At 67.6% G+C, this 19345-nt stretch carries 18 protein-coding genes; 13 read left to right on the plus strand and 5 right to left on the minus strand.

Features of this window, described 5'->3' with window-relative positions; translation table 11 throughout:
- Positions 1-12 precede the first annotated feature (12 nt).
- From ARC23_RS06920 to ARC23_RS06935, 4 genes are all read right to left on the minus strand, one after another.
- On the minus strand, positions 13-435 hold the full coding sequence (locus tag ARC23_RS06920; RefSeq protein ID WP_057496566.1) for a low affinity iron permease family protein: 423 nt from the start codon (positions 433-435) through the stop codon (positions 13-15).
- Positions 436-502: 67 nt separating this feature from the next.
- Complete coding sequence (locus ARC23_RS06925; RefSeq protein WP_005411085.1) at positions 503-838, minus strand: hypothetical protein; 336 nt, start codon at positions 836-838, stop codon at positions 503-505.
- Between the two features lie 75 nt (positions 839-913).
- Entirely contained in the window at positions 914-1174 is a 261-nt protein-coding gene (locus ARC23_RS06930) for a hypothetical protein (protein WP_057496567.1), read from the minus strand.
- A gap of 199 nt (positions 1175-1373) precedes the next feature.
- Positions 1374-1826, minus strand: coding sequence for a nucleoside deaminase (locus tag ARC23_RS06935; RefSeq protein WP_057496568.1), 453 nt, complete (start codon positions 1824-1826; stop codon positions 1374-1376).
- Between the two features lie 80 nt (positions 1827-1906).
- On the opposite strand from ARC23_RS06935, the gene ubiE reads away from it, so the two are divergent.
- From ubiE to ARC23_RS06955, 4 genes are all read left to right on the plus strand, one after another.
- Entirely contained in the window at positions 1907-2668 is a 762-nt protein-coding gene (gene ubiE / locus ARC23_RS06940) for a bifunctional demethylmenaquinone methyltransferase/2-methoxy-6-polyprenyl-1,4-benzoquinol methylase UbiE (protein WP_005411082.1), read from the plus strand.
- Positions 2669-2852: 184 nt separating this feature from the next.
- Positions 2853-4781: a M1 family metallopeptidase gene (locus tag ARC23_RS06945; RefSeq protein WP_057496569.1), complete on the plus strand. Its 1929-nt coding sequence runs from the start codon at positions 2853-2855 to the stop codon at positions 4779-4781.
- Between the two features lie 126 nt (positions 4782-4907).
- On the plus strand, positions 4908-5639 hold the full coding sequence (locus tag ARC23_RS06950) for a hypothetical protein (protein ID WP_057496570.1): 732 nt from the start codon (positions 4908-4910) through the stop codon (positions 5637-5639).
- Positions 5627-6262: an HAD family hydrolase gene (locus ARC23_RS06955; RefSeq protein WP_057496571.1), complete on the plus strand. Its 636-nt coding sequence runs from the start codon at positions 5627-5629 to the stop codon at positions 6260-6262. Before ARC23_RS06950 ends, ARC23_RS06955 begins: the two co-directional genes overlap by 13 nt.
- A gap of 182 nt (positions 6263-6444) precedes the next feature.
- On the opposite strand, the gene ARC23_RS06960 is transcribed toward ARC23_RS06955, so the two are convergent.
- Entirely contained in the window at positions 6445-7383 is a 939-nt protein-coding gene (locus ARC23_RS06960; protein WP_005411078.1) for a carbohydrate kinase family protein, read from the minus strand.
- 283 nt (positions 7384-7666) lie between these two features.
- On the opposite strand from ARC23_RS06960, the gene ARC23_RS06965 reads away from it, so the two are divergent.
- The 9 genes from ARC23_RS06965 to ARC23_RS07005 all read left to right on the plus strand — a co-directional run bounded on the left by ARC23_RS06965 (position 7667) and on the right by ARC23_RS07005 (position 19286).
- Positions 7667-8713, plus strand: coding sequence for a rod shape-determining protein (locus ARC23_RS06965; protein ID WP_005411077.1), 1047 nt, complete (start codon positions 7667-7669; stop codon positions 8711-8713).
- A gap of 121 nt (positions 8714-8834) precedes the next feature.
- Positions 8835-9953, plus strand: a complete 1119-nt coding sequence (gene mreC, locus ARC23_RS06970; protein ID WP_057496572.1) for a rod shape-determining protein MreC — start codon at positions 8835-8837, stop codon at positions 9951-9953.
- Complete coding sequence (gene mreD / locus ARC23_RS06975; protein ID WP_057496573.1) at positions 9950-10435, plus strand: rod shape-determining protein MreD; 486 nt, start codon at positions 9950-9952, stop codon at positions 10433-10435. Before mreC ends, mreD begins: the two co-directional genes overlap by 4 nt.
- Before the next feature lie 3 nt (positions 10436-10438).
- On the plus strand, positions 10439-12511 hold the full coding sequence (gene mrdA, locus ARC23_RS06980; protein ID WP_057496574.1) for a penicillin-binding protein 2: 2073 nt from the start codon (positions 10439-10441) through the stop codon (positions 12509-12511).
- A complete protein-coding gene (gene rodA, locus ARC23_RS06985; protein ID WP_057496575.1) occupies positions 12508-13620 on the plus strand; it encodes a rod shape-determining protein RodA in 1113 nt (370 codons plus the stop codon). Before mrdA ends, rodA (ARC23_RS06985) begins: the two co-directional genes overlap by 4 nt.
- 139 nt (positions 13621-13759) lie before the next feature.
- On the plus strand, positions 13760-14854 hold the full coding sequence (gene rodA, locus ARC23_RS06990; protein ID WP_057496576.1) for a rod shape-determining protein RodA: 1095 nt from the start codon (positions 13760-13762) through the stop codon (positions 14852-14854).
- Positions 14855-15554: 700 nt separating this feature from the next.
- A complete protein-coding gene (gene mltB, locus ARC23_RS06995) occupies positions 15555-16700 on the plus strand; it encodes a lytic murein transglycosylase B (protein ID WP_057496577.1) in 1146 nt (381 codons plus the stop codon).
- Positions 16697-17965, plus strand: coding sequence for a septal ring lytic transglycosylase RlpA family protein (locus tag ARC23_RS07000; RefSeq protein WP_057496578.1), 1269 nt, complete (start codon positions 16697-16699; stop codon positions 17963-17965). Before mltB ends, ARC23_RS07000 begins: the two co-directional genes overlap by 4 nt.
- Before the next feature lie 100 nt (positions 17966-18065).
- On the plus strand, positions 18066-19286 hold the full coding sequence (locus ARC23_RS07005) for a D-alanyl-D-alanine carboxypeptidase family protein (RefSeq protein WP_057496579.1): 1221 nt from the start codon (positions 18066-18068) through the stop codon (positions 19284-19286).
- Positions 19287-19345 lie beyond the last annotated feature (59 nt).

Consider the following 19345-nt stretch of genomic DNA (forward strand, 5'->3'; position numbering starts at 1 on the left):
TTGCGGAGCCTGCTACACCGCTTCATCGTCGCGCCGCGCGGCGTGGCACGCGCGTACCCGCGCCAGCGCGTCGCCGGCTTCACGCGCCATCTGCTCGTACTCGGCGCGGATCTCTTCCAGGCGCGCTTCGTCCAGTTCTTCCAGGTCCAACAGTTCGTTGTTGGCTTCGGCCGTCGCGCGGATCAGCTCGTCCAGCTTGATCTGCATCGCGGCCGTATCGGCGTTCTGCGTGTGCTGGATCAGGAACACCATCAGGAAGGTGATGATGGTGGTGCCGGTGTTGATCACCAGCTGCCAGGTGTCGTTGAAGCCGAACACCGGGCCAGTGATGCCCCAGATCACCACGATCGCTACCGCAGCCAGGAAGGTCCACGGCGAGCCAGTGGCGGCCGCGGCCTTCTTGGCGATCGTATTGAACAGGTTTCGTGCCTTCATCGTCGTCGTCCCACTCAGGTGACGAGGATGATCGGCAGTGGCGCGTGCAGGCGCCGTGCAGTGGCGGTCAGGCGCGCATGCGCTGCAGTCGTGGCGCCTGCAGGCTGCGCACCGGGCTGCTCTGGTAAACGTGCTGCCAGCAACGATCGACGAACTCGCGGGCCTGTGCTTCGCTCAGCCGCGGCATGATCTGCAGGGCGTACTGGGTCTGGAACATCTCGTCACGTTCGGCCTCGCTGGCGCGCGGCTGGGTGATCAGCGAATCACAGGCGAACTTGATCCACGGCACGTAGGAGCCGAACGAGTTGTGCGGCAGTGCGCCCTCTGCATGCTGGCGGCGCCAGTGATCAAGCTCGGCGTCTACGTTGATGACCGGAGGAATGGTGGGGACTTCAGCGTGCATGACAATCCAGTTCGGTTGAGTGGAAAGGGAGTGGGGGTTCATCGGAGTGTGGCGTATCTGCCGGTGCATGCCGCGTCAGCGGGATGTGGAGCCGGTGTGGCGATTGCCGATCAGTTGCGCATGCTCGACTGCGCCGAGGTCTTCGGCCATGTCGGCCATGGCGTTGCACAGGCGCTCATGCTCCAGCGGATGGCTGCGCGCCAGTTCCAGCTGCAGTCCCTGGTAGGCGGTCCAGAACAGCGCGCCGCGCCGATGCAACGCGAACTGGTGCTGCAGGCGTTCGCGGATCGGGGCAAGGATCGGGTCGGGCGTAGGGCGTACGGCGTGCGCGCACATGGCTGGCTCCGCCGGGGAAAAGGGGCCCCGGTAACCCCACCCTAGGCGCGTCAGCCGGATGGGGTGTTACCGCAGTGTATGCACGTAGTCCAGCTGACTGTGCGCGCGGTCACGGCTACGACCGCAGACGCTTCCAGCACTAAGAGGTGCCGGCGCTGAAGCGTTCATTAAACGGGCTCAAGAGATGACGCCGCGCGGCTCATTCACCGATGTCTTCGTTCCAGATGTCCGGATGGCGGCTGATGAAACCGCCCAGCAGATCCACGCATTCCTGGCTGTCCAGGTCGATCACGTTGACGCCGTTTTCGCGCAGCCAGTCGATGCCACCCTGGAAGGTGCGCGATTCGCCCACCACGACCGTGCCGATGTTGAACTGGCGCACCAGCCCCGAGCAGTACCAGCACGGCGCCAGGGTGGTGACCATGATGGTGTCCTGGTAGCGGCGCTGGCGCCCGGCCTTGCGGAAGGCGTCGGTCTCGCCATGCACCGAGGGGTCGCCTTCCTGCACGCGGCGGTTGTGGCCGCAGCCGAGCAGGCGGCCGTCATTGTGGTACAGCGCCGCGCCGATCGGCACGCCGCCTTCGGCCAGGCCCTGGCGGGCTTCGGCGATGGCGGTCTGCAGCAGGGCCTGGTAGTCGGGCGTGGTGATCATGCGGGGCTCCGGTAAGTCGTGGCCCGCCATGATACGGGCAGGGGGTGCCGATGGCTCCCGGCGGTGCGATAATCGGGGCCATGAGCGAATCCCCCTACAAAGCCGGTACCACCCATTTCGGGTTCCGCGACGTCGCCGCCAAGGACAAGCAGAAGCTGGTCGGGCAGGTGTTCACCTCGGTCGCGCGCAACTACGACCTGATGAACGACCTGATGAGCCTGGGCGTGCACCGGGCGTGGAAGCGCTACTACGTGGCCACCGCGCAGGTGAAGCCGGGCGACCGCGTGCTCGATCTGGCCGGCGGCACCGGTGACATCGCCGCGCTGTTGAAGGAGCGCGTCGGCGCCGAGGGCTCGGTGGTGCTGGGCGACATCAACGCCGGCATGCTGTCGGTCGGCCGCGACCGCCTGACCAACCGCGGCCTGGTGCTCGGCCTGGACTACGTGCAGTGCAATGCCGAAGCCCTGCCGTTCCCGGACAACAGCTTCGATCTGGTCACCATCGCCTTCGGCCTGCGCAACGTGACCGACAAGGACGCCGGCCTGCGCGAGATGTACCGCGTGCTGAAGGTGGGCGGCCAGGCCCGCGTGCTGGAATTCTCCGAAGTCACCGCAGACTGGTTCAAGCCGATCTACGACTTCCACTCGTTCAAGATCCTGCCCAAGCTGGGCAAGCTGTTCGCCAACGACTCGGACAGTTACCAGTACCTGGCCGAGAGCATCCGCAAGCACCCGCCGCAGGACGAACTGAAGGCGATGATGGGGCAGGCCGGCTTCGAGCGCTGCCACTACAAGAACCTGACCGGCGGCATCGTCTCGATCCATTCCGGCTACAAGCTGTAAGCCCGGTGTTCCGGTAGTGCCGGCCGCTGGCCGGCATCTGCGCGGCCAATCACCGGGCTACGGGGTTGCCGGCCAGCGGCCGGCACTACCGGCGCCTTGCCCGCCATTACCCCGCACCGCGCAACGCCTGCGGGGCCGGAGGGAGGTACCATTGGGGGTCTGATCCCCGTAACGGTCCCGATTCATGCGTAATCCGCTGATGCTCCTTCCGCTGGCCGTGGCCCTGGCCGCCGGCTGCTCCCAGGAGGCGGCCGCGCCCGCCGCCGCCCCGACTGCCGCAAAGGCCCCCGCCGCCCCCGTGAACGCCGAGAACCGCAGCCACGACGAAAGCTCGTACGCCGAGCCGGACAAGGTCGTCATCAAGGACATCGCGCTGGATCTGAAGCTGGATTTCGACCAGAAGCAGATCGGCGGCACCGCCACCTACACGCTGGAATGGAAGCAGAAGGACGCCAGGCAGCTGGTGCTCGACACCCGCGAGCTGACCGTGTCCAAGGTCGAGGCCGTCGCCGCCGATGGCGCGCGCAGCCCGCTGAAGTTCGAGCTGGCCGCCGCTGACAAGGTGTTCGGCAGCAAGCTGACCATCGAGGCCCCGGAACAGCCGGCCAAGGTGGAAGTGACCTACCACACCGCACCGACCGCCTCGGGCCTGCAGTGGCTGGCGCCGTCGATGACCGAAGGCAAGAAGCTGCCCTTCATGTTCAGCCAGTCGCAGGCCATCCACGCCCGTTCGTGGGTGCCGCTGCAGGACACCCCGAGCGTTCGCTTCACCTACAGCGCGCACGTGGTCTCGCGCCCGGACGTGATGGTGCTGATGAGCGCCGACAACGATCCGAAGGCCGCGCGTGACGGTGACTACACCTTCAAGATGCCGCAGCCGATTCCGTCCTACCTGCTGGCCATCGCCGCCGGTGACCTGGTGTTCGAGCCGATCTCCGGCCGCTCCGGCGTCTGGGCCGAGCCGACCATGGTCAACAAGGCCGCCAAGGAATTCGAAGACACCGAGAAGATGATCGGTGCCGCCGAGAAGCTGTACGGCGAATACCGCTGGGGCCGCTATGACATGCTGGTGCTGCCGCCGTCGTTCCCGTTCGGCGGCATGGAAAACCCGCGCCTGACCTTCGCCACCCCGACCGTGATCGTCGGCGACAAGTCGCTGGTCTCGCTGGTCGCCCATGAACTGGCGCACAGCTGGTCGGGCAACCTGGTGACCAACGCCAGCTGGAAGGACATCTGGCTCAATGAAGGCTTCACCACCTACGTCCAGGGCCGCATCACCGAAGCCCTGTACGGCAAGGAGATGGCCGAGATGGAGAAGCAGATCGACCAGACCGACCTGCTGGCCGAAGTGAAGGACATGAGCCCGGCCGACCAGGCGCTGGCGCTGCCGCCGCTGAACGAGCGCGACCCCGACGAAGCGCTCAGCCAGGTCGCCTACGTCAAGGGTGCATGGTTCCTGGAGTTCCTGGAACAGCGCTTCGGCCGCGAGACCTTCGATCCGTTCCTGCGCGGCTGGTTCGATGACCACGCCTTCCAGAGCGCGAACACCGACCAGTTCGTCGACTACATGAAGAAGAACCTGCTGCCGAAGAATCCGTCGGCCGTGACCGAGGCCGAACTGGAGGCCTGGCTGGACGAGCCGGGCATCCCGGCGTTCGCGGCCAAGGCGCAGTCGCGCAACTTCAGCAGCGTCGATACCGCGCGCATCGCCTTTGCCAGCGCCGGCACCGTGCCCAGCAGCCAGGTCATCGCCGACTGGAGCACGCAGGAATGGGTGCGCTTCATCGACGGCCTGGGTGCGACCCAGCCGCTGGACAAGCTGGCCACGCTGGACAAGGCCTTCCACTTCACCGGCACCCCGAATGGCGAGATCGCCATGCGCTGGTACCCGCTGGCGATCCGCAGCGGCTACGAGCAGGCCAATGAAGGCGCGGCTGCATTCATCGAACGCGTCGGCCGTCGCAAGCTGATCCTGCCGATCTATGCAGAACTGGTGAAAACGCCGAAGGGGCTGGAGCTGGCCAAGCAGGCGTTCGAGAAGGCCAAGCCGGGCTACCACCCGATCACCACCGCCTCGGTGCAGGACATGCTGGCCAAGGCCGAAGCCAAGTAAGAAAACGCGCCGGGCATCCCCCGGCGCTTTTTTTTGTAGAGTCGAGCCATGCTCGACTGCTGTTGAAGAGCCAGTCGAGCATGGCTCGACTCTACAGAATCGCGAAAAACACGAAGGACCTCCGCCATGAAACGACTGATCCTGCTCACCGCCTGCACCCTGGCGCTGGCCGCCTGCAGCAACCCCGAGGAAGAGCGCAAGGCGCAGGAAGCCGCCGCGGCCGCCGCCCAGGCGCAGAAGGAAGCCAAGGCCGAGGACGTCGCCAAGCAGTACGACATGGCCGTGGCCGCGCAGGACTGGGAACGCGCGCGCCTGCATGGCGCCTCGCTGCTGGACCAGTACAAGGACACTGCCGCTGCCGAGCGCATCGCCGCAGGCTTCGACGAGGTCAAGGCCAAGGGCGATGCCGCACGCGACCTGCGTCGCATGCAGGCGCTATGGCAGTACAACCAGATTCCGGTCGGCAGCAAGGGCAACCAGGTGTCCGCGCAGATCTACAGCAAGGAACGGGTGGACGTGGATGGCAGCGGCGCCAAGCCGGTGCAGCTGGTGTTCCGCGATCATCCGGAGTGGAAGCGGCATGCCTACCTGGTACTGCAGGCCGGCGACTTCCGCTGCCCGCAGTGCACGGTGAAGGTGACCGTGGACGACGGCAAGCCGGTGTCGATGGCCGCGTGGCGCCCGAAGACCGATGAAGCCATCGCCCTGTTCATCACCGACCAGAAGGCGCTGTGGAAGCTGGCGCGCAAGGGCAAGTCGATCAGCATCGAGTTCCCGGTCAAGGCCGGTGGCACGCGCACGGCGGTTTTCGAAACCGGTGGCGTCGACGCCAGCCGCATGCCGCCGTGGTGGCAGTGAGGGCGGCGGCGGGCAGCGCCGTGCAGGCGTTGTCCGCGATCCGGCACTGGGTGTTCGACATGGACGGCACGCTGACCGTGGCCGTGCATGATTTCGCCGCGATCCGCCGTGCGCTGCAGATCGCCGCCGAGGAAGACATCCTCGACCATATCGCGGCGCTGCCGGACGCGCCGGCACAGGCCAAGCGCGCATGGTTGCTGGATCACGAACGCGCGCTGGCCGAAGGCGCGCTGCCAGCACCGGGCGCGGTGAGGCTGCTGCGCGCGCTGGCTGCAGCGGGCTGCCGGCTGGGCATCCTGACCCGCAACGACCATGCGCTGGCGAAGCTGACGCTGGAGGCGATCGGGGTCGGCGAGTTGTTCGACGATGCCGACATCATCGGCCGCGATGAAGCAGTGCCCAAGCCGTCACCGGACGGCCTGCTGCAGCACCAGCGGCGCTGGGGCGTAGCGGCCGCGGACATGGTGATGGTGGGTGACCATGCCTACGACCTGGAGTGCGGCCGCGCTGCGGGCACGCACACCGTGCTGGTCAACCTGCCGGAGAACCCGTGGCCGGGCAGCGCCGACTGGCATTTCGCCGATTGCCGCGCCTTGCTGGCGGCCTGGCAGCAGAAGGGGTAGTGCCGGCCGCTGGCCGGCAGTGTCGACCAAGGTCGACACCTACCAAGGCACAGCGTGTCGACCAAGGTCGACACTCCCAACAGCATTCATCCCCGGCAGCGCATCGGGTGGAAAGCCCCCTTGTTGTTCACGGGGGCGCGCCGAAGGCGCGGGGACAAGGTGGAATGCGCGGGCAGTTCGGCTTACGCGCCCAGCGCGTAACCGAACTGCTGCTTGAACTGCTCGTTGAACTCATCGAAGGTGAAGCGCTGGTTCTGCGTGCCCGGATGCTCGACCTTCAGCGCGCCCATCAGGTTGCCCATGCGGCCGATGGTCAGCCAGTCGTAGCCCTTCTGGATGCCGTAGATCAGGCCGGCGCGGAAGGCGTCGCCACAGCCGGTCGGGTCGACCACGCGGCGCTCGTGCGCCGGCGGGATGTCGTAGCTCTTCTCCGGGGTGTGGATGACCGCGCCCTTCGGGCCGCGGGTGGTGATGTAGGCCTTGACCCGGCTGACGATCTCCTTTTCGTCCCAGCCGGTGCGTTCCTGCAGCAGGTTCGACTCGTAGTCGTTGACCACCACGTAGTCGGCCTGGTCGATGAAGGCGCGCAGCTCGGGGCCGTTGAACAGCGGCATGGCCTGGCCCGGGTCGAAGATGAACGGGATGCCGTCCTCGTGGAATTCCTGCGCGTTCTGGATCATGCCCTCGCGGCCATCCGGGCCGACCAGGCCCAGGGTCACGCCCGGCACGCCGCGCACGTGGTTCTCGTAGGAGCGCATCATCGCGCCCGGGTGGAAGGCGGTGATCTGGTTGTTGTCGTGGTCGGTGGTAATGAACGCCTGCGGGGTGAACAGCTCATCGATCACGCGCACGCGCGACAGGTCGATGCCCAGGCCTTCGAAGTATTCGCGGTACGGGCCGAAGTCCGAACCCACGGTGCCCATCGGGATCGGCTGGCCGCCCAGCAGGTGCAGGTTGTAGGCGATGTTGCCGGCGCAGCCGCCGAACTCGCGGCGCATGCGCGGGACCAGGAACGACACGTTCAGGATGTGCACCTTGTCCGGCAGGATGTGATTCTTGAACTGGTCCGGGAACACCATGATGGTGTCGAAGGCAAGAGAACCACAGATCAGAGCGGACATCGATGTAAGCCTATGCGGTGAATTTTGGGGTGGGCCGGCCCGGTTCAGCGGGCAAGCAAACGGCGCCCTTGGGCGCCCGACGGCGCAAAGGTTACCCGCTGGTGCCGCTCAGGGCCAGAACCGGGTGATGCCCGATCCGGCCGAAAGCCTGTCAAGACGCGGGTTCAGCTAGTTTTTTCCTTGCTCGGCGGCAGGCGGGTTGCTAGGCTTGTCGGCCTCGAATTCTGCCCATTTTTTCGCCATCCCGCGGCGGGCACGACACCCCTCAGGACTCCTTCCTCAGATGTTCAAGAAACTCCGTGGCATGTTCTCCAACGACCTGTCCATCGACCTGGGCACGGCCAACACCCTCATCTACGTGCGCGGGCAGGGGATCGTGCTGAACGAGCCGTCGGTCGTGGCCGTGCGCCAGGACCGTGCCATCGGGGGCACCCGCTCGGTGGCAGCCGTAGGCGCCGAAGCCAAGCAGATGCTGGGCCGCACCCCGGGCCATATCACCACCATCCGCCCGATGAAGGATGGCGTCATCGCCGACTTCACCTATACCGAGGCGATGCTCAAGCACTTCATCAAGAAGGTGCACAAGTCGCGCGTGCTGCGCCCGAGCCCGCGCGTGCTGGTCTGCGTGCCGGCCGGCTCGACCCAGGTCGAGCGCCGCGCGATCAAGGAATCGGCCGAGGAAGCCGGTGCCCGTGACGTGTACCTGATCGAAGAGCCGATGGCCGCCGCGATCGGCGCCGGCATGCCGGTCACCGAGGCCCGCGGTTCGATGGTCATCGACATCGGCGGCGGCACCACCGAAGTGGCGGTGATCTCGCTCAACGGCATCGTCTATTCGGCCTCTGTCCGCATCGGCGGCGACCGCTTCGACGAGTCGATCACCAACTACGTGCGCCGCAACCACGGCATGCTGATCGGTGAAGCCACCGCCGAGCGCATCAAGGTCGAACTGGGCTGTGCCTACCCGCAGGCCGAAGTGCAGGAACTGGAAATCTCCGGCCGCAACCTCGCCGAGGGCGTGCCGAAGATGATCAAGATCAGCTCCAACGAGGTGCTCGAAGCCCTGCACGAACCGCTGTCGGGCATCGTCAGCGCGGTCAAGCTGGCCCTTGAGCAGACCCCGCCGGAACTGTGCGCCGACGTCGCCGAGCGCGGCATCGTGCTGACCGGTGGCGGCGCCCTGCTGCGTGACCTGGACCGCCTGATCTCCGAGGAAACCGGCCTGCACGTGCAGGTGGCCGACGATCCGCTGACCTGCGTGGCCCGCGGTGGCGGTCGTGCGCTGGAGCTGGTGGACATGCACGGCAACGAGTTCTTTGCGCCGGAATAAGCCGTCCCGGCCGCTCCTGCCCGCCGCGCCCTTCCGGGGTGCGGCCCGCCGTCATGGCGGGCCGGCACCGGCGGGGCGCCCGCGTGTTTCCCCTCCGCCTCCTGCCAGTTGAATCGTTGCCGTGCCGCCCTACGCCGGTCCTCCCGTCGCCTCCCGATCCGGTGATGCCGCCAGCCCCCTGCGCTTGCTGGCCTACCTCGCGCTGGCCATCACCCTGATCGTCCTCGACGACCAGGCCGGGTGGCTGGCGCGCCTGCGCGAGCAGGCCAACAGCCTGGTGCAGCCGGTATGGGCGCTGGCCGGCCTGCCCGGCAAGCTCGGCAACCAGGTCAAGGACTCCGCCGCCAGCCACACCCAGCTGGTCACCGAGAACCGCGAACTGCGCAACCAGCTGCTGCTGGCCAACGCGCGCCTGACCCGCCTGCAGACCGCTGCGCTGGACAACGCCCAGCTGCGCGAACTGCTGAACGTGGCCGAGCGCAGTGGCCTGGACGTGCAGCTGGCGCCGATCCTGGACATCGACCTGGACCCGGTGAAGCAGCGCCTGGTGCTCGACGCCGGCAGCCGCGAGGGCGTGCACGTCGGGCAGGCGGTGATCGATGCCGGCGGCCTGATGGGCCAGGTGATCAGCGTCACCGGTGGCACCTCCACCGTGCTGCTGCTGACCGACCCCGACCACGCGGTGCCGGTGACCGTGGCCCGCAACGGCGTGCGCCTGATCGTCTATGGCCGCGGCGACACGCTGGAGCTGCGCGACATCCCGCTCAGCGCGGGGGTGGAAGTGGGCGATGAGATCGTCACCTCCGGCCTGGGCGGTCGCTTCCCGGCCGGCTTCCCGGTCGGCACCATCACCGGCCTGCGCCCGGACGACACCCACGCCTTCCTGGTCGGCGAACTGAAGCCGGCGGCCCAGCTCGACCGCGGCCGCGACGTGCTGCTGCTGCGCCCCGGTGCGGCGATCCGGATCCCGCCGGAGCTGCGCCTGCAGCTGGAAGCGCCGGCCGCAGGTGGGCCAGCCAATGGCGCGACGGTGCCGGCACCGACCGCCACTGCGCCGGCGGCCTCGGCTCCGGCTGCATCCTCCCCGGCAACGGCTCCGGCACCCCCGGCAGCGGCTCCGCTTGGTCGGCGGGCGACCACCGCACCGGCGGCACAGCCAGCGGTGCCGGATCCGTCGGCGGAGCCGCACGCGCCACAACCGGTCGAGCCGACCCCGGTCATTCCGGAGGCCCAGCGATGAGCCGCCTGCGCGACAACCCATGGGTGCTGCCGGCCAGCCTGGTCATTGCGCTGCTGCTGGGCCTGCTGCCGCTGCCGGCGCTGCTGCAGCCGCTGCGCCCGTACTGGCTGGCGCTGGTGCTGGCGTACTGGGTGATCGAAGCCCCTGAGCGCGTCGGCCTCGGCATCGCCTTCGCCAGCGGCGTGGTCGCCGATCTGCTGTACGGCGGCGTGCTCGGTGAACAGGCGCTGCGGCTGGTGATGCTGGCCTTCATCCTGCAGCGTTTCCGTGCCCGCATCCGTTTCTTCCCGATGTCGCAGCAGATGCTGGCCATCGGCGGCCTGCTGTTCAACGACCGCATCGTCAGCGCGCTGGTCCACATCGTGGTGGATGAGCCGACCCTGCCGTGGTCATACTGGTGGGCGCCGCTGCTGGGCATGGGCCTGTGGCCGCTGGTGTTCGTGCTGCTGGACGCGGTGCGCTTCGGCAAGCGCGGGCGCTGAGCCATGATCCCGCGCCGCCAGGTCAAGAACCCGCACGCCGAAGCCGAACAGTTCCGCCGTCGCGCGGCGCTGGGCTTCCTGGGCGTGCTGGTGTGCCTGCTGGGCCTGGGCGGCTGGTACTTCAAGCTGCAGGTGCTGGACCACGACGTCTACGCCACGCGTTCGGAAGCCAACCGCATCAAGCCGCGGCCGGTGGTGCCCGGGCGCGGCATGATCTACGACCGCAACGGCCGCCTGCTGGCCGAGAACGTGCCGGCCTTCCGCCTGGACGTGACCCCGGACAAGGTCAAGGACATGGACGCCACCCTGGAAGGGCTGGCGAAGATCATCAGCATCAGCCCGGAAGAGCTGGAAGCGTTCAACAAGTCGCGCAAGGCGCGCCGCAAGTTCCTGCCGGTCACGCTGAAGCTGCGCATGAGCGACGAGGAGATGGCGCGCTTTGCCGTCGACCGCTGGCGCTTCCCCGGCGTTGAGCTGGAGCCTTACCTGACCCGGCGCTACCCCTACGGCGACCTGTTCGCGCACATCATCGGCTACGTCGGCCGCGTCGACGACAAGGATCTGGAGATCCTCGGCGAAGGCAATGCCGCGCTGACCCACATCGGCAAATCCGGCCTGGAGCGCTATTACGAGCAGCAGCTGCGCGGCAGGGTCGGCTACGAGCAGGTCGAGACCAACGTGCAGGGCCGTGCGATCCGCACCATCGGCCGGGTGGCCGCGCAGTCCGGTGCCGATCTGCGGCTGTCGATCGATGCCGACCTGCAGCGCGCGATGGTGGCTGCCTTCGGCGACCAGGAAGGCTCGGCGGTGGCGATGGACCCGCGCACCGGCGAAGTGCTGGCGATGGTCAGCCTGCCGTCCTACGACCCCAACCTGTTCGTCAACGGCATTTCCCATGCCGACTTCAAGGCGTTGAACGAGAACCCGTCGCGGCCGCAGTTCAACCGCCTGGTGCTCGGCGGCGTCGCCCCGGGTTCCACGCTGAAGCCGCTGATCGGCCTGGCCGGCCTGGACTCGGGGGTACGCCGTCCGGAAGACAAGGTGCTGTCCACCGGCATGTTCTACCTGCCCGGCACCAGCCGTGGCTGGGGTGATGCGCATCGCGGCGGCCATGGCTGGACCGACCTGCGCAAGTCCATCGCCGAATCGGTCAACACCTACTACTACAAACTGGCGCTGGATCTGGGCATCGAGCGCTTCGACCACTACATGGAGTACTACGGTTTCGGCCAGCCGACCGGCATCGACCTGACCGGCGAGATCGGCGGCATCCTGCCGTCGCCGGCCTACAAGCGGAAGACCCGCAAGGAAGCCTGGTTCCCGGGCGACACGGTCAACATCAGCATCGGCCAGGGCGACTGGAAGGTCACCCCGCTGCAGCTGGCGCGCGGTGTCAGCGCGCTGGCCGACGGCCAGCTGCGTACTCCGCACCTGGTCATCCAGCAACGCGACGGCTTCGACAGTGACTGGACGGCAACGCCGCCCGGGCAGAGCAAGCCGGTCAGCCCCAACCCCAACAATGTGCAGGCGGTACGCGAGGGCATGATGGCGACCATGCGGCCCGGCGGCAGCGGCTGGCGCGTGGCGGTCGGTGCGCCGTACGTGATGGCCGGCAAGACCGGTACCGCGCAGGTGATCAGCCGCAAGGGCACCGCTGCCGTGAACCCCAAGAGCCTGCCGATGCACCTGCGCCACCGCGCGCTGTTCGTCGGCTTCGCACCGGTCGAGAACCCGGTGATCGCCATCGCGGTGGCCGTGGAAGGCGGTGGCTATGGTGGTTCGGCCGCTGCCCCGATCGCACGCAAGGTGTTCGACGCCTACCTGCTGGGCAAGATGCCCGAAGGCATGCAGCCGCTGGACAGCGAGCGCGGCACCACCGCCATCGGCGCCACCGCGTTCGACAACGAAGATGCGGGTGCGCGCCAGGCCGGTGACCTGGGCGCCGCGCAGCTGGGCGAGCACCCGGTGCTGGTGGGTGTGCCGGCGCCCGCACCGGCACCTGCGCCGCCGGCCACGCCGGCTGCCGCCGCGCTACCGGCCACGCCGCGCCCGGCTGCTGTGGAGCCCGCACGATGAAGGTGTTCCTGCGCTGGGCCAGCGACATGCTGCGCCGCTTCTTCAGCACGCTGGACTGGGTGTTGTGCCTGGCCCTGGGCGCGCTGATGGTGATCGGCCTGGCCACCTTGAAGAGCGCTGGTGGCGACAGCCTGGTGATGGCCCAGGGCGCACGTTTCGCGGTGGGCATGGCGGCGCTGTGGGGCATCTCGCGCGTGCCGATCCTGCGCATCCGCTCGGCCACGCCGATGATCTATGCGATCTCGATGATCCCGCTGCTGGCGGTGTTCGTGCTTGGCACCGGCAAATACGGCCGGCAGTGGCTGGACCTGAAGTTCTTCTACCTGCAGCCGGCCGAGCTGCTGAAGGTCAGCCTGCCGATGATGGTGGCCTGGTACCTGCACAGGATGCCGCTGCCGCCGCGCTTCAGCACCGTGTTGACCGCGCTGGTCATCATCGGCGTGCCGACCGGGCTGGTGATGCTGCAGCCGGACTTCGGCACCGGCGTGCTGATCGCTGCCAGCGGCGTGTTCGTGCTGCTGCTGGCCGGCCTGCCATGGTGGTGGGTGGGCCTGGGCGTGGGCGGCGTGGCCGCGGTCGCGCCGCTGGCCTGGTTCTGGTTGCTGCGGCCGTACCAGAAGGACCGCATCATGATGTTCCTGGACCCGGAGATGGATGCGCTGGGTGCCGGCTGGAACATCATCCAGTCGAAGATCGCGATCGGTTCCGGCGGCTTCGATGGCAAGGGCTGGGGCGAGGGCTCGCAGTCGCACCTGAACTTCATTCCCGAGCAGACCACCGACTTCGCGTTCTCGGTGCTGAGCGAGGAGTTCGGCTGGATCGGCGTGGCCACCGTGCTGGCGCTGTACCTGGTGGTGATCGGGCGCTGCCTGTGGATCGCCAGCCAGTCGCGCGATTCCTATTCGCGGCTGCTGGCTGGTGCCACCGGCCTGGCGTTCTTCGTCTACGTGCTGGTGAATGGCGGGATGATTTCCGGCCTGCTGCCGGTGGTGGGCGTGCCGATGCCGCTGATCAGCTACGGCGGCACCTCGGCGGTATCCCTGCTGGCCGGTTTCGGCCTGGTGATGGCGGTGCGCAGCCACAACCCGGTGCACGGTGGATACGGGTAACACCGGCTGCGCGCTTCTGTAGAGTCGAGCCATGCTCGACCGCCTTTCATGCAGCAGAAGCAGTCGAGCATGGCTCGACTCTACAGGTGCGGAAGCACCCTGACAGCTTCACGCAAGCACGCATTGCTACCGTGCCCATGTGGAATGGAAACGACTGCTTGGCATCGCCCGTGAGGCGGTGCGTACGATCGATCTGCCATTGCTGGCCGTGCTGTTGATCCTGATGGCGGCCGGCCTGGCCGTGCTGCACAGCGTATCCGGCCCGGTAGCCGGGCAGGCGGCGCGCTTTGCCGGTGGCCTGGTTGCGATGTGGCTGCTGTCGCGGGTTCCGCTGCTGCGCCTGCGCGCGTGGACGCCGGCGATCTACGCAGTGTCGATGCTGCCGCTGATGGCGGTGTACGTGATCGGCACCGGCAAGTACGGTCAACGCTGGCTCAACCTGGGCGTGTTCTACCTGCAGCCGTCGGAGCTGCTCAAGCTCAGCCTGCCGCTGATGATGGCCTGGTACCTGCACCGGCAACCGCTGCCCCCGTCACCGCGCACGGTGCTGACGGCGGCCGCGCTGATTGGCGTGCCGGCCGTGCTGATCCTGCTGCAGCCCAACCTCGGCACGGCCACGCTGGTCACCGCCAGCGGTGTGTTCGCCCTGTTGCTGGCCGGATTGCACTGGGGCTGGGTGGCCACTGGCGCGGCAGGACTGGCGGTAGCCGCGCCACTGGCCTGGTTCGGCCTGTTGCGGCAGTACCAGAAGGATCGCGTACTGACCTTTCTCGACCCGGCGGCCGATCCACTTGGTACCGGCTGGAACATCCTGCAGTCGCGCATCGCGATCGGTTCCGGCGGCTGGGACGGGCGCGGTTGGGGACAGGGCACGCAGGCCACGCTGGATTTCCTGCCCGAGTACACCACGGACTTCGCGTTTTCGGTGCTGGCCGAGGAGTTCGGCTGGATCGGCGTGGCCAGCGTATTCGCGCTGTATCTGTTCGTGGTCGGGCGCTGCCTGTGGGTGGCCGTGCACGCGCGCGACACGCACGCACGGTTGCTGGCCGGCAGTCTGGGCTTGGCGTTCTTCGTCTACGTGCTGGTCAATGGCGGGATGATCTCCGGCCTGCTGCCGGTGGTGGGCATCCCGATGCCGTTGATCAGCTACGGCGGTACCTCGGCGGTCTCGTTGCTGGCCGGCATCGGGTTGGTGATGGCGGTACGCGGGCATCGGCCCGTGCACGGGGGATAGGGTTTCCAGCCAGCGGCGCAGCCCCTCGTGGGTGGGGTCTGGGTGGTCGTGGAAAGCAGAAGCCGTGGGTGGGCCGGTCGGGCTGGGTGCGCGGGGGACGCCGTGAATCCGTCCCTGGAGGCTTGGCAGCCGCATCCATGCGGCTGACACCCCCGCATACCCACCCGGCCAGCCCTCAGTAATCCGGCTTTCAGCGACCCACTCCACCCACGAGGGGCTGCACCGATTGGCTGGAACCTTCCTGACTCTGCGCAACGCCTGTTGTGGAAGCGTTCTCACAACGACGCATGCGGCTACGCTCGCCGACCAAAGTCCGAAAAATATGCGGTCTGGTTCACACTTTTACGCCGCGTTGATCTTGATCAATGGACTTGTCGTAATCGGCCTGCACAATGGCGGCCCGTTCGGCACGGCGCGCCGTTAATCGTTGCAGCGCGAGGGGGCGTCGGGCGGGAAGCAGTACTGATCCAACGGGTACAGGGAGCGCGGAGCACTGCCACTGGGGAGCGGCAGCCGCGCAGGTACCGACCGGATCCGGTTGCCGGTTGCGTCTGCGGGGATGGGGACGCAACCGGCCACCTCTCACTGAATGGGGCAGGGCAATCACGACGCCTTCACATTTCCCGCTGAACGCGGGCAAATCGTTGTGATTCATGGTGTTAGGGGTTTTAATTCATCCATGACCTGCTAACCTGCGACGATGATTCGACGCACTCTGGCCTGCATGCTCACCCTCGGCCTGGTCGCCTGCGCGACCCAGCCGAAGTCCCCACCGCCTTCGCCCCAGGCCAGCAGTACACCGCGCCAGCCCGCCGCCAAGGCCCATGGCCCGGCCGAGGCCGCACCCGAAGCCACCGCCGCCACCGCGCCGCCGGTCGATCTCACCCCGGTGCCGTTCGAGCTTGCGCGGGCCCGTTTCATTGCCGATACCGCCAAGCGCTATGGCCTGAAGCCGGAGCAGATCCGCAACGTGCTCGACCAGGCGCAGGTGCGCCCGCCGATCATCGCCGCGATGTCGCGCCCGGCCGAGCGGGTCAAGCCGTGGAACGAATACCGGCCGATGTTCATCAGCAAGGCACGCATCGACGGTGGCCGTGCGTTCCTGGCCGAACATCGCGCCGAACTGGATCGCGTGCAGCAGCGTACCGGCGTTCCGGCCGAAGTGATCGTGGCGATCATTGGCGTGGAAACCAGCTATGGAAAGAATGCCGGCAGCCATCGCGTGCTCGATGCGCTGTATACGCTGGCCTTCTACTACCCGCGTAGCGGCGACCCGGCCAAGCTGGAGCGCGAAGTGCGCCGCGAGCTGTTCTTCCGCGATGAGCTGGCCAAACTGTTCGAGCTGGGCCGCGAAGAAAACCTGGACATCACCACGCTCAAGGGCAGTTATGCCGGTGCGATGGGGATGGGCCAGTTCATGCCGTCCAGCTACCTCGATTACGCGGTGGACGGCAACGGCGATGGCCGCCGCGACCTGTTCAACAGCTACGACGATGTGTTTTCGTCCATTGCCAACTACTTCGTGAAGAAGGGCGGCTGGGTGCGCGGTGGGCAGGTGGCCGTGCCGGCCACCCTTGCGCCGGGGCGTGAGGAGTTCAACCCCACCGAGTGGATGCCGACCTGGTCGTTGGCCGACCTGGCGCAGCGCGGCTACCAGCCCAGCGCGCCGGTGCAGCCCGGCGCCACCGCCACCCCGATCACCCTGGAAGGCAGCACCGGCAAGCAGTACTGGCTCGGTTTCCAGAACTATTACGCGATCACCCGCTACAACCTCTCGAAGATGTACGCGATGGCCGTGTTCCAGTTGTCCCAGGCCATCGCCGGACAGGAGCTGCCCCCGGCATGAACATCAGATGGCTGGTCCCAGGCTTGATCGTCCTTGCACTGGCGGCGTGCAGCAGCGCGCCGAAGAAGCCGGCCACGGCCGGCCATGGTGGCAAGCCCAGCGGGACGCTGGTGCAGGGCCGCGGCTCGCGCCCGGCGCACTGTCCGGAAGGCTCGCCGTATGCGGCGGCCAAGGAAGACCCGAACACGCGTGGCAACTACACCGCCGGCGGCCTGTACAAACCCGGCGTGCGTGACAGCACCCCGGACTACATTCCCAACGTGGCCTGCATTCCCGAGCCGGAAGTGACCGCCGAGGAGCGCTCGGCGATCGGCAACAAGTCGCCATACGTGGTGCTGGGCAAGTCGTACAAGGTGCTCGACGACACCCGTGATTACGTCGAGCGCGGCACCGCGTCCTACTACGGCGCCAAGTTCCATGGCCGCCTGACCTCCAACCGCGAGGTCTACGACATGTACCAGTTCACCGCCGCGCACAAGACGCTGCCGCTGCCCAGCTTCGCCCGTGTCACCAACCTGGACAACGGCGAGTCGGTCATCGTGCGCGTCAACGACCGTGGCCCGTTCCATGACGGCCGCGTGGTCGATCTCAGCTATGCCGCCGCGGTGCGCCTGGGCATCACCCAGCGTGGCACCGGCAATGTGGAAGTGCGTGCACTGCAGCCGGGCGAGGGCAACCTGCTGGCGCAGAAACCCTCGCGCCGCGAACGTCGTGCCGCCGAAGCGGCTGCGGCCAGCGCGATCGCCAGCACGCGGCCGGCACCGGCCGCACGTGCACCCGCCGACAGCGACATCGATCGCCTGGTCAACCGCCTGCCGACCGGCGCGGCACCGTCGCGCGGCCAGCCGGCCACCACCCAGGGCGTGGCCAGTACTGCGCCGGACGTGGCGGTCAGCAGCCTGCCGCCGAGCGCGCCGCCGGTACGCAGCACGGCACCCGCGCCGGCCGTTGTGGCCAGCGCTGCCCCGCGTACCGTGTCACCGGCACCGGTGCGTACTTCCCCGGCCACGCCAAGCCTGTCGCAACAGGTGGTCGGCGCGGTGATGGTGCAGGTCGCCAGCTTCTCCAGCCGCGACAATGCCAACCGTGCGATGGGCCAGCTCAACGCTGCCGGCATCGTCGGGGCGACCATCAGCGACATCGCCGCCGGAGGCCGTACCCTGTTCCGCCTGCGTGTTCCCGCCAATGACCATGCCAGTGCCGCGGAACTTGTCGGCCGCATCGCCGGTCTGGGGCTGGGTTCGCCGCAGATCGTCAAGGATTGATCCGCCCGGGCCGGTGCTGCCGGCCCGCGCTCCCCCGGCCTTACAATGGCCGTTACGTTCCACCCTCCATTCCTGGCCGTCCCCTGGAGCCTGCTGTCCAATGAATTTCCGTTCCGCCGCCACCGCCCTGGCCGCCACCCTGGTGGTGGGCCTGGCTTCCGCCCAGACGCCGCTGCCGACCCCGGCCACGCCGGCGCCTGCCGCCGCCGCTGCCGCCCCGGCCACCGTTGCCACTCCGCCCGCTCCGGCGCCGAGCGTGTCCAAGGCCTGGGTGCTGATGGATTACGCCACCGGCCAGGTACTGGCTGGCGAAAACGTCCACGAGCAGCTGGCACCGGCCAGCATCACCAAGGTGATGACGTCCTACGTGATCGCCGCCGAGGTCAAGAACGGCAAGGTCCGTGCGGATGACCAGGTGATGATGAGCGAGCGCGCCTGGCGCGAAGGTGGCGCCGGTACCGACGGCAGCTACAGCGGCTTCCCGGTCAACCAGACCGCACGCCTGGAAGACATGGAAAAGGGCATGGCGATCCAGTCCGGCAATGACGCCGCGATCGCCCTGGCCGAACACGTGGCCGGCAGCGAAGAGGCCTTCGCCTCGCTGATGAACAGCTACGCCGCCAAGATCGGCATGAAGGACTCGCACTTCGTCAACGCGCACGGCCTGACCGCCGAAGGCCACCACAGCACTGCCTATGACCTGGCGCTGCTGGGCCGCGCGATGGTGCGCGACTACCCGGAAACCTACGCGTACAACAAGATCAAGGAATTCCAGGTCGGCAACATCAAGCAGCCCAACCGCAACCTGCTGCTGTGGCGCGATGGCAGCGTGGACGGCATCAAGACCGGCCATACCTCCGAGGCGGGCTATTGCCTGATGAGCTCGGCCCAGCGTGGCGACCAGCGACTGATCGCCGTGGTGCTGGGCGGTGCGTCGGAGAAGCAGCGTGCCGATGACAGCCTGGCCCTGCTGAACTGGGGCTTCCGCTTCTTCGAGACCCATCGCCTGTATGAGCCGGGCAAGGCCGTGGCCGAGCACAAGGTCTGGAAGGGCACCACCGACAAGGTGCAGCTGGGCGTAGCCCAGCCGATGCTGGTGAGCGTGCCGCGCGGCCGCTACAACGACCTGAAGCCGAGCATCGACGTGCCCAAGACGCTGGAAGCGCCGTTCACCGCTGGCCAGCAGATCGGCACCGTGAAGGTGACCCTGGATGGCAAGATCGTTGCCGAGGCACCGCTGGTGGCGGTGGCAGCAGTCGAACAGGCCGGCTTCTTCAAGCGCCTGTGGGACAGCTTCTGGATGTGGTGGGAATCGGAATGATCCACGCCCCGGCGTGGTGAAGGAAGAGGCCGGCGAATGCCGGCCTTTTTCGTTTTGTA

The sequence above is a fragment of the Stenotrophomonas beteli genome, from assembly GCF_001431665.1.
Lineage (GTDB): Bacteria > Pseudomonadota > Gammaproteobacteria > Xanthomonadales > Xanthomonadaceae > Stenotrophomonas > Stenotrophomonas beteli.